Source organism: Amycolatopsis sp. NPDC043885, assembly GCF_056435685.1.
Genome location: NZ_JBWKEA010000007.1, coordinates 234597 through 248416 on the forward strand (window position 1 = coordinate 234597; position 13820 = coordinate 248416).

At 70.5% G+C, this 13820-nt stretch carries 12 protein-coding genes; 8 read left to right on the forward strand and 4 right to left on the reverse strand.

Annotated elements, in window-relative coordinates:
- Positions 1 to 2: 2 nt before the first annotated feature.
- The 5 genes from murD to AC069I_RS22495 are packed head-to-tail and all read left to right on the forward strand — an operon-like array spanning position 3 to position 6203.
- Complete coding sequence (gene murD, locus AC069I_RS22475) at positions 3 to 1406, forward strand: UDP-N-acetylmuramoyl-L-alanine--D-glutamate ligase (protein ID WP_478228768.1); 1404 nt, start codon at positions 3 to 5, stop codon at positions 1404 to 1406.
- Positions 1393 to 2871, forward strand: a complete 1479-nt coding sequence (gene ftsW / locus AC069I_RS22480; protein WP_478228767.1) for a putative lipid II flippase FtsW — start codon at positions 1393 to 1395, stop codon at positions 2869 to 2871. Before murD ends, ftsW begins: the two co-directional genes overlap by 14 nt.
- On the forward strand, positions 2868 to 3995 hold the full coding sequence (murG, locus tag AC069I_RS22485; protein WP_478228766.1) for an undecaprenyldiphospho-muramoylpentapeptide beta-N-acetylglucosaminyltransferase: 1128 nt from the start codon (positions 2868 to 2870) through the stop codon (positions 3993 to 3995). Before ftsW ends, murG begins: the two co-directional genes overlap by 4 nt.
- Positions 3988 to 5397, forward strand: coding sequence for a UDP-N-acetylmuramate--L-alanine ligase (murC, locus tag AC069I_RS22490; RefSeq protein WP_478266329.1), 1410 nt, complete (start codon positions 3988 to 3990; stop codon positions 5395 to 5397). The genes murG and murC overlap by 8 nt, the downstream gene beginning before the upstream one ends.
- 2 nt (positions 5398 to 5399) lie before the next feature.
- The gene (locus tag AC069I_RS22495; RefSeq protein ID WP_478228764.1) at positions 5400 to 6203 is read left to right on the forward strand and encodes a cell division protein FtsQ/DivIB; all 804 of its coding nucleotides are present in this window, start codon (positions 5400 to 5402) and stop codon (positions 6201 to 6203) included.
- Between the two features lie 72 nt (positions 6204 to 6275).
- On the opposite strand, the gene AC069I_RS22500 is transcribed toward AC069I_RS22495, so the two are convergent.
- Positions 6276 to 7025, reverse strand: a complete 750-nt coding sequence (locus tag AC069I_RS22500; RefSeq protein ID WP_478228763.1) for a TetR/AcrR family transcriptional regulator — start codon at positions 7023 to 7025, stop codon at positions 6276 to 6278.
- Positions 7026 to 7120: 95 nt separating this feature from the next.
- On the opposite strand from AC069I_RS22500, the gene AC069I_RS22505 reads away from it, so the two are divergent.
- A complete protein-coding gene (locus tag AC069I_RS22505) occupies positions 7121 to 7954 on the forward strand; it encodes an NAD(P)H-binding protein (protein ID WP_478228762.1) in 834 nt (277 codons plus the stop codon).
- 586 nt (positions 7955 to 8540) lie between these two features.
- Here AC069I_RS22505 and AC069I_RS22510 read toward each other — a convergent pair.
- Positions 8541 to 9320, reverse strand: coding sequence for a hypothetical protein (locus tag AC069I_RS22510; protein WP_478266330.1), 780 nt, complete (start codon positions 9318 to 9320; stop codon positions 8541 to 8543).
- A 123-nt stretch (positions 9321 to 9443) separates the two neighbouring features.
- A complete protein-coding gene (locus tag AC069I_RS22515) occupies positions 9444 to 11498 on the reverse strand; it encodes a PASTA domain-containing protein (RefSeq protein ID WP_478228760.1) in 2055 nt (684 codons plus the stop codon).
- Positions 11499 to 11683: 185 nt separating this feature from the next.
- On the opposite strand from AC069I_RS22515, the gene AC069I_RS22520 reads away from it, so the two are divergent.
- On the forward strand, positions 11684 to 12052 hold the full coding sequence (locus AC069I_RS22520; protein ID WP_126734959.1) for an Rv2175c family DNA-binding protein: 369 nt from the start codon (positions 11684 to 11686) through the stop codon (positions 12050 to 12052).
- On the opposite strand, the gene AC069I_RS22525 is transcribed toward AC069I_RS22520, so the two are convergent.
- Entirely contained in the window at positions 12021 to 13187 is a 1167-nt protein-coding gene (locus tag AC069I_RS22525) for an MFS transporter (RefSeq protein WP_478266331.1), read from the reverse strand. The genes AC069I_RS22520 and AC069I_RS22525 overlap by 32 nt on opposite strands.
- Positions 13188 to 13209: 22 nt before the next feature.
- On the opposite strand from AC069I_RS22525, the gene AC069I_RS22530 reads away from it, so the two are divergent.
- Positions 13210 to 13761: a CGNR zinc finger domain-containing protein gene (locus AC069I_RS22530; protein ID WP_478228758.1), complete on the forward strand. Its 552-nt coding sequence runs from the start codon at positions 13210 to 13212 to the stop codon at positions 13759 to 13761.
- Positions 13762 to 13820 lie beyond the last annotated feature (59 nt).

Consider the following 13820-nt stretch of genomic DNA (forward strand, 5'->3'; position numbering starts at 1 on the left):
AAGTGGAACTGGCCGGGCGTCACGTCCTCGTCGCCGGAGCCGGGGTCACCGGCAAGTCCATCGTCCCCGTCCTGGCGGACCTGGGCGCACGGATCACCGTCACCGACGGCAACGCCGAGCGGCTGGCGGAGCTCGAAGGGCTCGGCGCGGAACTCGTGCCGGGCCTGACGGAGCCACCCGAAGGTGTCGAGCTGGTCGTGACCAGCCCCGGCTGGAAGCCGACGTCGCCGCTGCTGGTGGCGGCGGCCGAGGCGGGGATCGAGGTGATCGGCGACGTCGAGCTGGCGTGGCGCGTCGGGCAGCTGCGCGACAAGCCGCCGGTGTGGCTCGCGATCACCGGCACCAACGGCAAGACCACCACGGTCGGGATGCTGGAGTCGATCCTGCGGTCCGCCGGGGTCGACGCCGTGGCCTGCGGGAACGTCGGTTTCGCGGTGCTCGACGCGGTCCGGGCTGGGCACGAGGTGCTCGCCGTGGAACTGTCGAGCTTCCAGTTGCACTGGTCGTCGACGCTGGCGCCGCACGCCTCGGTGGTGCTGAACCTGGCCGAGGACCACCTCGACTGGCACGGCTCGATGGAGGAGTACGCGGCCGCGAAGGGACGGGTCCACACCCATTCCCGGAACGTGGTGCACAACCTCGGCGAGCCTTGGTCCGCCCGGCTCGCCGACGAGCACGCGCCCGCGGACGCCCGCCGCGTCGCCTTCGGCATGGACACCCCGCGCCCCGGTGAACTCGGGATCGTGGAAGACCTGCTGGTCGACCGCGCCTTCGTCGCCGACCCGGCGACCAGCGCCGACGAGCTCGGCACCCTGGCCGACGTGCGTCCCGCCGGCCCGCACAACGTCTCGAACGCGCTCGCCGCCGCCGCGCTGGCCCGCGCGTACGGCGTCACCGGCGAGGACGTCGCCAAGGGACTGCGCGAGTACCGGCCGGCCCCGCATCGCGCCGAGGAGATCGGCGAGATCGACGGCGTCCGGTACATCAACGACTCCAAGGCGACCAACCCGCACGCGGCGAGCGGTTCGCTGCGCGCCCATCTGAACGTCGTCTGGATCGCCGGTGGCCAGCTCAAGGGCGCTTCCGTGGACGAACTCGTCGGCTCGATCGCCGGGCGGCTGCGCGGCGTCGTCCTGTTCGGCGTCGATTCACCCGTGATCGCCGCCGCTGTCGCGCGACACGCGCCGGATGTCCCGGTCAACAGCCTCCCTTCGGGTGACGATGACACCATGACTGCGGCGGTGAAGGCGGCCCGAGCCCTGGCGCGCCCTGGAGATGTGGTGCTGCTGGCCCCCGCCGCGGCGTCGTTGGACATGTACCGCTCCTACGGCGAGCGCGGCGACGCGTTCGCGCGTGCGGTCCGTGTCCTGCGCGACGGTGCGGGGGAGACCAGTGACGGCGGTTGAGGAAAGAAAGCGCGAAACCGCGCCCCGCAAGCGCCGGGAACGCAAGGAAAGCCCGTTCGTCGCCTTCCGCACCGCGCTGACGGCCTGGCTTTCGCGGCCGCTCGCTTCGTTCCACCTGGTCCTGGCGCTCACCGGCGTGCTGACCGTGATCGGCATCGTGATGGTGCTGTCCGCGTCGTCGGTCGCTTCGTACAACCCCAAGACCGGCACCGGCGTGTACGCCCAGTTCAGCAAACACCTCATGTTCGTCGCGATCGGCGCCGTGGTGTTCTGGATCGGGCTGCGGGTGCCGCTGGAACGCGTCCGGCGGTTGTCGGCGACGGCGACGGTGGTGTGCCTCGGGCTGCTCGTGCTGGTGCTGACCCCGCTCGGCTCCGAGGTCAACGGCTCGCAGGGCTGGTTCCGCCTCGGGGGGTTCGCCTTCCAGCCGGTCGAGGCGGCGAAGGTCGCGCTGGCCTTCTGGGGCGCGCACATCCTGGTGATCAAGTACAACATCATCAACCAATGGCGGCATCTGCTCGTCCCGGTCGTGCCGATCGCGCTGCTGATGTTCGCGCTGGTCATGATGCAGCCCGACCTCGGCGGCACGATCACCCTCGCGGTCGTGCTGATGGCCCTGCTGTGGTTCGCGGGCGCGCCGAAACGACTGTTCGGGGTCATCCTCGCGGGTGGCCTCGCCGGGATCCTGGTGCTGGCGATCATCGCCCCGTACCGGCTGGCGCGGGTCATGTCGTTCGTCTCCGGCGACCCGGACACCAGCGCCGATGGCTTCCAGGCCAACCAGGCGAAACTCGCGCTCGCCGATGGTGGGTTCCTCGGCAAGGGCCTCGGTCAGGGCCAGTCCAACTGGGGCTACCTGCCCAACGTGCAGAACGACTTCATCTTCGCCCTGATCGGCGAGGAACTCGGCTTCGTCGGCTGCGTGGTGGTGCTCGGGCTGTTCGCCGGGGTCGCCGTCGTGGGCCTGCGGATCGCCACCCGCAACCTCGACCCGTGGATCCGCATCGTGTCCGGCACGCTGACCGTCTTCCTGGTCGCGCAGGCGGGGATCAACATCGGCTACGTGGTCGGCCTGCTGCCGGTCACCGGGGTCACGCTGCCGTTGATCTCGTACGGTGGCACGTCGCTGGTGATCACCATGCTCATCATGGGGATCCTCGCCAACGCCGCCCGGCACGAACCGGAGGCGGTGGCCGCACTGCGCTCGCAGGGGCCGGGTAAATTCGGACGCCTGCTGAGGCTTCCCGCGCCCGAGCCGTATCGCCCGCCCGCCAAACGCAAGGGCACCGCGGCCAGGGGAGGCGCCGCCAAGGCGGCGAGGCCCGCGCCGAGGACGGCGAGGCCTTCGCCCGCACAGGAGCGGCGCCGTTCGGTACGGGAACCCGGCAGGAGGACGGCCGCGCGAACGGCGGCGAACCGCGGTACCGCGAAACGGGGTACCGCAAACCGGAGAGGTCATAGGTGAACAACCCCGTCAGAGGTGGCGCCGCAGGCGAGGTCGCCGGCAAGGCACCGGTGGTCGTGGTCGCCGGCGGTGGTACCGCAGGGCATATCGAACCGGCACTCGCCCTCGCCGACGCGGTGATGCGCCTGCGTCCCGACGCGAAGGTGATCGCGCTGGGGACCCAGCGCGGACTGGAGAACAAGCTCGTCCCGGCGCGGGGCTACCCGCTGGAGCTGATCCCGCCGGTGCCGATGCCCCGCAAACCGACACCCGAACTGCTGAAGATGCCGCTGAAGGTCCGCGACGCGGTCAAGCGCACCCGTGAGGTCCTGGACCGGGTCGGCGCGGACGTCGTCGTCGGCTTCGGCGGGTACGTCGCGCTCCCGGCGTACCTCGCCGCGCGCGGCCGCACGCCGATCGTGGTGCACGAGGCCAACGAGAAGCCGGGCCTGGCGAACAAGGTCGGCGCGCGGTTCGCCGTCCGGGTCGCCGTCGCGGTCCCGGGGACGCCGCTGGCGAAGGCCGAGGTCATCGGCATCCCGCTGCGCCGCTCCATCACCTCGCTCGACAGGGCCGCGCTGCGCGCCGAAGCCCGTGAGCACTTCGGGCTCGACCCCGACGCTCCGACGCTGCTGGTCTTCGGCGGTTCGCAGGGCGCGGTGTCGATCAACGGCGCCGTTTCGGGCGCCGCCAAGGAGTTCGCGGATGCCGGCGTCGGCGTCCTGCACGCCCACGGGCCGAAGAACACGCTGGTCGTCCAGGAGTTCCCCGGAAGGCCCGCGTACGTCCCGGTGCCCTACCTGGAGCGCATGGACCTGGCCTACGCCGCCGCCGACGCGGTGCTGTGCCGCTCCGGCGCGATGACCGTGGCCGAGGTGTCCGCCGTCGGCCTGCCCGCGGTGTTCGTCCCGCTGCCTTACGGCAACGGCGAACAGGCGGTCAACGCCCGGCCCGCGGTCGAAGCGGGTGCCGGGCTGATGGTCGACGACGCCGACCTCACCCCCGCCAAGGTCGCGGAGCTGGTGATCCCGCTGGTGTCCGACGCCGACAGGGTCGCGAAGATGAGTGCGGCCGCGGTCGGCCTCGGCCACCGCGAGGCCGACGAGACCCTTGCCAAGATCGTGCTGGAGGCCGCAGGTGCCTGACAATCTCCCCGACACGCTCAGGCGTGCCCACCTGGTCGGGATCGGCGGCGCCGGGATGAGCGGCATCGCGCGGATCCTGCTGGCCCGCGGTGCCCAGGTCTCCGGATCCGACGCCAAGGAGTCGCGCGCGTTCCTTTCGCTGCGTGCCCAGGGTGCCGAGATCGCCGTCGGCCAGCGCGCCGAGAACCTCGACGCGTTCCCCGAAGGCCCGTCCTCGGTGATCGTGTCGACCGCGATCAAGGCCGACAACCCGGAACTGGTGGCCGCGCGGGAACGCGGGATCACCGTGCTGCACCGCGCCGAGGCGCTGGCCGGGCTGATGGAGGGGCACCGCGTCGCCTGCATCGCCGGGACGCACGGCAAGACGTCGACGACGTCGATGCTGACCGTCGCGCTGCAGCAGTGCCGTCTCGATCCGTCGTTCGCCATCGGCGGCGACCTCAACGAGTCGGGCGCCAACGCGCACCACGGCGAGGGCGGGATCTTCGTCGCCGAGGCCGACGAGAGCGACGGGTCGTTCCTGGCCTACTCGCCGTCGGTCGCCGTGGTGACCAACGTCGAGCCGGACCACCTGGACCACCACGGCACGGCCGAGGCGTACGTCTCGGTGTTCACCGACTTCCTCGGCCGGATCGTGCCGGGCGGGCTGCTCATCGTCTGCGGTGACGACGAGGGCGCCGAGAAGCTGGGTGCGCGAGCCTCGGAGCAGGGCATCCGCGTTCGTCGCTACGGGCGTTCGGTCACCGGTGCCGAGGACGCCAAGGTGCTGGACTACGCGCCGGCCCCCGACGGCGGTGTCGTCCGGATCTCCCTGCGGGGTGAGGAAATCGTCCTGCGGGTCGCGGTGCCGGGCGACCACATGGCGCTGAACGCGATCGCCGCGCTGCTGGCCGGGATCGAGCTCGGCGCGCCGGTCGAAGGACTGGCCGAAGGGCTCGCCGCGTTCGGCGGCGTCCGGCGGCGGTTCGAGTTCAAGGGCCGCTCGGGCGACGTCCGCGTGTACGACGATTACGCGCACCACCCGACCGAGGTCGACGCGCAGCTGCGCGCGGTGCGGACGGCCGCGGGCCCGGGCCGGGTCATCGTGGTCTTTCAGCCGCATCTGTACTCGCGTACGAAGACGTTCTCGAAGGAGTTCGCGGCCGCGCTGTCGCTGGCCGACGAGGTCGTCGTGCTGGACGTCTTCGGGGCGCGCGAGAAGCCGGAGCCCGGCGTGAGCGGTGCGCTCATCGCCGACCAGATCTCCGGTGTCCCCGTGCACTACCAGCCCGCGTTCGACGTCGCGGCGAAGCTCGCGGCGGATCTGGTCAAACCCGGCGACCTGCTGGTGACCATGGGCGCCGGCGACGTCACGCAGCTCGGCCCGGAGATCCTGGCCGAACTGGACCGGCGGGCAGGCTAGCCATGACGCAGACCGGGGAACGCCGCCGCCCGGCCGAACCCGGTCGGCGTCCGAGCAGTGCACAACGCGCGAAGGCCCGGCGCCGCAGGCGGTCCGTGTACGACCGCCGCCGCACCGCCCGGCCCGCCAGGCACAAGGAGATGCGGCGCCGCTGGGTCGCGCTGCTGTCGGTGCTGACCGCCGTCGCCCTCGTCTACCTTCTGTGGTTCAGCTCGATGCTGGGTGTGCAGCAGGTCGACGTCGTCGGGGCGAGCTCCGTGCCCGCGGACCAGATCCGCGCCACGGCGGCGGTGCCGGACCAGAAACCGATGCTGCGCCTGGACACCGACGAGATCCGGGACAAGGTGGCGCAGATGCCCGGCATCGCCACCGTCGACGTCTCCCGGTCGTGGCCGAGCACCCTCGAGATCACCGTGACCGAGCGGACCGCGATCGCGTTCTTCGACAGCGGGCCCGGCGGCGACGGCGTGCACCTCGTCGACGGCGGGGGAGTGGTGTTCAAGACCGTCAAGGAGCGGCCCGCCGGGCTGCCCGAGCTGAAACTGCCGTCGGTGTCGGCCGACGACCCGGTGACCCGCGCGGTGACCGGCGTCCTCGGCGTGATCCCGCAGCAGTTGCTCAAGCAGGTCACCACCGCGACGGCGAGGACCCCCGGCAGTGTCGAGTTCGCGCTGGCCGACGGGAAGACCGTGCGGTGGGGGACCTCGGCCGACACCGAACGCAAGGCGAAGGTCCTGGCCGCCCTGCTCACCCGCGAGGGCAAGGTCTTCGACGTCTCGGCACCCGATCTACCGACCGTCTCCTGACGCGTTTCGTCCTCTGAATGCGGTGGTTGGCGATACGAACTACCGCATTCAGAGGACGAAACGCGTCAGGGGTCAGCGGGTGACGAGGGCTTCGATGCCGTCCAGCAGGCGTTCCAGGCCGAACGCGAAGGTCTCGTCGGCGGCCTCGCAGGTGTCCGCGTCGTAACCGCCGCTTTCCCAGATCCGCGTCATCGCCGGATGGCGCTCCACGTCGAAGTACTTCTCCCAGAAGACCGACCGCTGCCCCCACCAGGCGTCGGTCGACTGCCCGGTCTCCTGTTCGACCTGCGCGGTCTCGGCGAACAGCGTCGCGTTGGCCTGCACGTAGATCTCGATGCTGTTCGCGGCCGCGGCCGTCTTGCGCGGCTCCAGCCCGATGTCCGACACCGCCGCGATCAGGTACTCCTGGCCCGCCATCAGCCCGGGGCCGAGCACCGGCCGCACCATCGACGTCGAGCGCAGCCACGGATGCGCGCGGAACACGGCCAGGGTGCGCTCGGCGTAGAGCCGCACCTGCTCGCGCCAGCCGTCCGGCCGCGGGTCGCCGGGGCCGGGGAGGTCCCGCTCGGCGAGCACCGAGTCCACCATGAGATCGAGCAGTTCCGTCTTGCCGGGGACGTAGGTGTAGAGCGTCATCGTGCCGGCGCCGAGTTCCTTGGCGATCTGGCTCATCGACACGGTCGCCTCGCCCGCGCTGTCGGCGAGCGCGACGGCGGTGGCGATCACCTGGTCGAGGGTCAGTTTCGGCTTTCGCCCCCTGGTCGGCTGCCGGGTTTCGCCGCGGTCACGCCACAACAGTTCGAGGCTGCGCTCGAAATCCATCCACACTCCACTCGGCCGTGAAGCTGGATTCTACATTCTCGTATGCGGTACGGTTAAAGTTATCCCGTAGGGCGTACGAAAAGGAGTGGGGAATCGTGACGATCCTGGTGACCGGTGCGACCGGAAGCGTCGGCAGGCTGCTCGTCGACGAGCTGGTGGAGGCCGGGGCGCCGGTGCGGGCGCTGACCGTCAATCCGGTGAAGGCGGCGTTGCCCGAGCAGGTGGAGGTCGCCAAGGGGTACCTGGGCAAGCCGGAGACCTTGCCGGAAGCCCTGAAAGGCATCGAGACCGTGTACCTGGCGCCGCTCGCGGCCAAGGTGGACGACTTCGTGAAGCTGGCGAAGGAGGCCGGAGTGCGCCGGGTGGTGGCGCTGTCGGGCAGCAACGCCGACGATCCGGCGGAGAACTCGAGCGGCGTTGACTACGCGATCATCGAGAAGGCCGTCCGGGAGGCGGGCTTCGACTGGACGTTCCTGCGGCCGGGCGCGTTCATGAACAACACCCTCGGCTGGGCCGAGACGATCAAGGCCGAGCGCGTGGTCCGCGAGGCCTACCCCGAGTCACGGATGACGCCGATCGACCTCGCGGACATCGCCGCGGTCGCGGCGCACGTCATCCTGACCGAAGGGCACGTCGGCAAGAAGCACACGCTGAGCGGGCCGACGGCGGTCAGTCAGCGTGAACAGGTCGCCGCCATCTCGGCCGCGCTCGGCGAAGAGGTGGTCTTCCAGGAGCTGACCCGGGAAGAGGCGAACAAGCAGTGGGCCGCCGCCGGGATCCCGGCGGAGATCGCCGAATGGCTCCTCGACGGCTTCGCGTACTTCACGGAGAACCCCGACAAGCCGACGGGGGTAGTCCAGGAACTCACCGGACGGCCCGGCGTCACCTATGCGGAGTGGGCGGTGGCGAACGTCGAAGCGTTCCGCTGAATGGTCGTGAGTGGCGATTCGGGTTCTCTGGAGGGGTAAGGGCAAAGGGGCCGTTCGGGGCATCAGGGTACGACGTTGGGGCTGCGGTGTTCCCGATGTGGCATTGGGGACGCTCAGCGCCTCCAGTGCCACATCGGGGGCGTCGAACCGGGGTGGCGAGGGCCTCCTTCACTGCTGTCAGGGTAAGCAAGGAGGCCCTCGCGGACACGCCACATTTGCCCATCCCCCTTCCCGAATGTCCATAAGGGACACTTTCGAGATAATGGTGCCCGATTTGGGTAATTTGCACGGCTTGCAAGGGGGCGTAAGTGATAAAGAGGGTTAGAACCCTGCTTGCCACTCACGGCCCCCATCGGAAACCACGCATATAGTCACAACTCGGACATTCAGCTGGAAGAAGGTGTCCTTTGTGGACACTCAGGGGCACGGCCGGCTCCCTCCACTGCCTCGGAGTCAGCGAAGGGGTCCTTCACCGCAGAGGGTCGGTCACGCCGCATTTGACTACCCTCGATAACCCGAATCGCCACTCAAGACCCGCTGTACCGATGACGGTCCGGGCGGGTGATCGCAACAGCCTTACCGGTCCTCAGCGAGCCCGGCGGGGGAGGCGGGTCGGCAGTGGCGCACCACGCCGCGGCTGATCCGCCGCCGGAGCGGGCGGCGAGGACGGCCGCTGCGGCTGCGGCAAGGGCGGCGGGGCCTGTGAATCGCGGGGCCAGGCCGGGGTGATCATCGCCTGTGCCCCGACCCGGCGGACCGGCAGTCCGTGTGCCTCCCGTGCGGGCAGGCCTGGCCAGATCTCGCCCGCCTCCTTGGCGGCGTCGCGGATCGCGGTGCCGTCGAGCGAGGTGTGCGTCTCCTCGATGTCGCGGTCGAGCCATTGGACGATGAGCTCCAGCGGCCCGTCGGGCGGCAGCGGCCACAGGAAGATCTCGTGTTCGACGTGGAACGCCGAACCGCCCAGCCCCTGCGCGCGCAGCACCGGCTGGTCCGGTTTGGTGGCCGACGGCACGGAGATGGTCTCCGAACTGGCGCGTCTGCCGTCGGGGAAGAGCACTCCGACCAGCAGCGCGTTGTAGTCCGGGACCCGGCGGTGGTCGATCAGGCCTTCGCCGGGTTCGTCCAGCAGCAGATCACGCGAGTACACCGACAGCTGGAAGGACGCAGACTCCGGCCACACCTCGATCCCGCGCAGCGCCACGATGGTCCGCTCGGCGCGGCCCAGCGGCATCGACCAGGGCAGGATCGCCGGGACGATGTACTCGTGCGGCGGCTCCACCCAGGGGCGGCCGTTGTAGCCGAACAGTTCCTGTTCCGGCACCGGGAACAGGGGGCGGCTGCGCGGACCGTCCGTGAAGAAGCTCATCGCGGCGCGGCAGGACGCGGGGTGAAGCTGTCCGACCTGCCGTTCACGCCGTCAACGACCACCATGCGCTCACGGTAGCCGATGACCATGCCGGTACTGAACGGTTTCAAGGTACCTTTCGCGTCACCCGAAGCCCTTGATCTTCACTTTCGTGCCCTTCGGCACCTTGGTGCCCGGCTGCGGATCCTGTTCCAGGACGAAGTCGAAACCACCGTTTCCGCCGCCGTGACCGTTCCCGTTTCCGCGACCCTGGCGGTCGGGCTCCAGACCCGCCTGTTTCAGGATCTGAATCGCCTCCTCCATCCGTTTGAAGGTCACGTTCGGTACTTCGACGGCGTTCGAAACGAACACTCCGATACGGCGGTTGCTCGCCTTGCCGCCGCCCTTCGGGTCGGTGCGGATCACCTGACCGGCGGCGAACTGGTCGGAGAACTCCTCGCCGGCCTGGAACGGCTGGAAGCCCGCCTGCTGCAGGATCTGGAACGCGGCGTCCTTGCTCTGCCCGGTGACGTCCGGGACCGGCGGCAGCGGCTCGGGGCCCTTCGACAGGATGATCGTGACCTGCCCACCGATGTTCAGCTGCGAACCGGGGCTCGGGTCGACGCGGATCACCTTGTTCTTGGCGACGTCGCTGTACTCCTGCTCGCCCTGGACCGGGGTCAGCTGTGCGGCCTTGATCGCCGTCTCCGCGTCCTGCGGGCTCGTCCCGGCCTGGATGTCCGGCACGATCGGCCGGCCCTTCGAAAGCACGACGTTGACCGTGGAACCCGGCGCGAGCGACGTGCCCTCGCCCGGGTCGGACCGGATCACCGTGTGCTGGGCGGCGGTGTCGCTGTACTCCTCGGTGTAGGCGGGGGTCAGCTTCGCCGAGCGGAGCGCGTCCCCGGCGGCGGCCTGGTTCATCCCCGCCAGTTTCGGCACCGACGACGAGCTCGGCCCGGTGTCGTTGAGGATGAAGGCGAACGCGCCGATCAGGCCGCCGAGAACCAGCACCGCGGCGGCGATCATGACGTAGAGGCGCTTGCGCGACCCCGGCTGCTCGTCGTCGGCGGCCGGTTGGGGCCGTGGGGGAGGCGTGCGGGGTGGCTGGGCGGCGGGGATCTGCGGCTCACGGTGCAGTGCCTGCGTTCCGCGCGGGCCGGTGACCGGCATGGTCGCCTCGGCGACCGGGGTCAGCACCGTCGTCGCCAGGGCCGGGTTCGCCGCCGGGACGGCGGGGATGCCGGGAGTCGTGCGTTCGGCGTCGGTCTCCCGGTCGGCGTCGGCGGGCAGCGGCACGGGCACCGGGACGGCCGGGACGCCGAGGACGGTACGCAGGTGGTTCAGCTCGGCGAGGAACGCCGCGGCGTCGGCCGGACGCTGCTCGGGGTCGCGGCGCGTGGCGCGCAGGATCAGTTCGTCGAGCAGCGGCGGGATGCCCGGCCGCAGCTCGCTCGGGCGCGGGACGTCGTCGTTGACGTGCCGGTACGCCACCGAGAGGGCGGTGTCGCCGGTGTACGGCGGACGTCCGGTGAGCATTTCGTACAGCAGGATCCCGGCCGAGTAGACGTCGCCGCGCGAGGTGGTCGCGCCGGTCGCGACCTGCTCGGGGGATACGTAGGCGACGGTGCCGAGGATGACGCTCGAACTCGTGGTGCCCGCGCTCGCGATCGCGCGGACCAGACCGAAGTCGCCCACCTTGACCACGCCGCCCGAAAGCGCCGTGCCGCCGCGGCCGATGAGCACGTTCTCCGGTTTGACGTCGCGGTGCACCAGCCCCGCGGCGTGCGCCGCGGCCAGCGCGGAGAGCACCGGTTCGATGATGCTCAGCGCGAGCGCGACGTCCAGTGGACCGCGTTCGGCGAGCAGTTCACGCAGGGTCCCGCCGTCGACGAGTTCCATGACCAAGAACGCGCGGCCGGACTCCTCGCCGCCGGGGGTGTCGAAACCCTGGTCGTGCACCGCCACCACGTGTGGATGATGCAGCCGGGCCGCTGACCTGGCCTCCCGCTCGAAACGCTCGACGAACGACCTGTCGTCGGCGAACCGTGGGTCCATGATCTTGATGGCGACCTGGCGGTCCAGGCGGGTGTCGACGCCGCGGTACACCGACGACATCCCACCGCGTGCGAGCAGCTTGTCCACCCGGTAGCGGCCCTCGAGCAGAGTGCCCACCAGCGTGGGGTCCGTGCGTGTCACGGCTATGGATCGTACGGAAGTACCCATGTTCTGGTGTACGGGACCTGGCTCGCCGGGGATCACGATTCCCGCCATTTCGTCGAATCGGCGGTATACGTGACCGGGTGGGCACTCTCCGTCATGGTCCGGGTCGTCACCCATGCGTACTAACGGAGCGGGAGACGGAATGTGGCACAGTGTCACCTGTGAGTGGTATTCCCGTCGCCGACGACGTTCTCGATGCAGATGTGGCCGTTCTCCCGGTTCCGGAGGTCGCGACCGCGCTGAACGTCTCGGCCAACAAGGTCCGCCAGATGCTGCGCGACGGCCACCTGATCGCCGTCCGGCGGAAGGGCGAGCTGTACGTCCCGGTCGCGTTCCTGGTCAAGGACGGCGTGGTCAAGGGCCTGGCGGGCACCATCACCGTGCTCGCGGACGCCGGTTTCAGCCGGACGGAGATGCTGCGCTGGCTCTTCGCCGCGGACGAGACCCTGCCGGGGACCACACCGGTCAACGCGCTCCGCACCAGCCACGGCACCGAGGTCAAGCGACGCGCGCAGGCGATGGCGTTCTAGCTCTGACCAGCATGAACGTCGCGGCCGCCAGAAGCTGGCAACCCGCCGCGGCGCTCAGCGCGGCGGTTACGGAGAGTGCGCTCAGCGGTCCCGCGAGCGCGGCACCCGCCGCGAGTCCGGTGATTTTCACGCTCGCGGCCGTCGTGAATACCTGAGCCCGCACTCGCGCGGGCGCTTCGCGGTGCCGGATGGCGAAAAGCGCCGAAAGCTGCGGTCCTTCGGCGAATCCGGCGAGCACGGCGGCGGCCAGCAGAGTCACCATGTCGTGCCCCGATGCCGCGAGCAGGAAGCTCGCGCCCAGCAGGACGGTGCTGGCGAGCACGGTGCGATCCGGCGGCGGCGGCCTGCGGGCCAGCACCGCGTTCGCGACCAGTGACGCGGCGGCCAGCACGGTGAGCAGCAGCGCGCCGAAGCCCGGATTCCCCAGCCGTTGGGCGCCGAGCAGCGGATAGCAGACGATGGCGACCCCGATGCCGACGAAGGACATCGTGGACGTCGCGGTGGCGCGCAGCAGGGTGCGGTTGCGGAAGAGGACCGCGAACCCGTCGGCGAGTTGACGGCGGATCGGTGTCGCGGGTTTCACCTCGGCCGCGGGGAGCGACCACGCGGCCGGGAAGGCCGCGGCGACCAGCGTGATCGCGACAGCCACCGCCGCCGGCGCTCCGGCGTACGCGGCCACGAGGCCGGCGAGTCCCGGACCGGCGAGGCTCGCGGCGGTGAACGTCATCGCGTCCAGGGTGCTGGCCCTCGTCAGCGGTGTCTCGCCGCGGACGTTCGGCAGCTGCGCCGTCCACCCGCCCGCCAAGGCCGGGTTGAGCAGCCCGGCCGCGACGGCCACCGGGATCGCCGCGGGGATTTCGACCAGCGCGAGCACCGCGCCGAGTCCGCCCGCGTAGGCGAGAAGCGCCCACGCCAGCAATCGGCCTGGTCTGGGACTGCGGTCGAGCAGAGCGCCGAGCAGCGGCCCGCCCGCCGCCGCGGAGATCGTCAGTCCCGCGAGCAGCGCGGACCCGGTGGCGGCCGAACCGTCGACACCGATGCCGAGCAGCAGCAACGCCGGCCCGGACAGCTCGTCGCCGGTCCTGGCGATCGTCGCGCCGGTCAAGTAGGCGGCGAGTCTGTAACGGCCTCTCATGGACAAGACGTTACAGTGGGATATGATTTCAGCGCAGCGGGATTTTTTGCCGGGCCGTTCGGCTCGGGCGGCGGCGCAACGGGCGGTGGATCTGCTGACGGTGCTGCTGGCGCCGGAACCGTCGGTCGCGTCGGTTCGCGCCGTACTCGAGGCGCACGGCGAGACCTCTGTCGAGTTGAAGCCGTTGGACGTGGCTTCGTTGCGTGAGGCGGCCGCGGAACTGCGCGACGTCTTCGCGGCGCGGGATGTCGCGGAGGCGGCCGGAGTGCTCAACCGGCTGCTGGCTCGTTACGCGCATCCGCCGCGGCTGACCGATCACGCCGACGGGTTCGGCTGGCACCTCCACGTGGACGCCGACGACGACGGGCCGTGGGGCGCGTGGCTGGTGACGTCGTCCGCGCTGGCGCTGGCGGTGTTGCTGGCGGACCGTCAGGCGCCGCCGGGTGGGTTGTGTGCGGCCGCGGGTTGCGGGAAGCCGTTCGTGCACTTGGGCGGGGGGAGCCCGCGGCGGTACTGCTCGACGCGGTGCGCCACCCGGGAGAGGGTCGCGGCTCACCGTCGCGATCGGTCCTGAACGCCATGAAAGGTCCTTTCCTTGCAAAATTTGCAAGGAAAGGACCTTTCCTAGCGCGT

Coding starts and splice junctions, on each gene's coding strand:
- AC069I_RS22495 (WP_478228764.1), top strand. CDS start 5,400: ATGACGCAGACCGGGGAACGCCGCCGCCCGGCCGAACCCGGTCGGCGT.
- AC069I_RS22500 (WP_478228763.1), bottom strand. CDS start 7,025: ATGGATTTCGAGCGCAGCCTCGAACTGTTGTGGCGTGACCGCGGCGAA.
- AC069I_RS22510 (WP_478266330.1), bottom strand. CDS start 9,320: ATGAGCTTCTTCACGGACGGTCCGCGCAGCCGCCCCCTGTTCCCGGTG.
- AC069I_RS22525 (WP_478266331.1), bottom strand. CDS start 13,187: ATGAGAGGCCGTTACAGACTCGCCGCCTACTTGACCGGCGCGACGATC.
- AC069I_RS22530 (WP_478228758.1), top strand. CDS start 13,210: ATGATTTCAGCGCAGCGGGATTTTTTGCCGGGCCGTTCGGCTCGGGCG.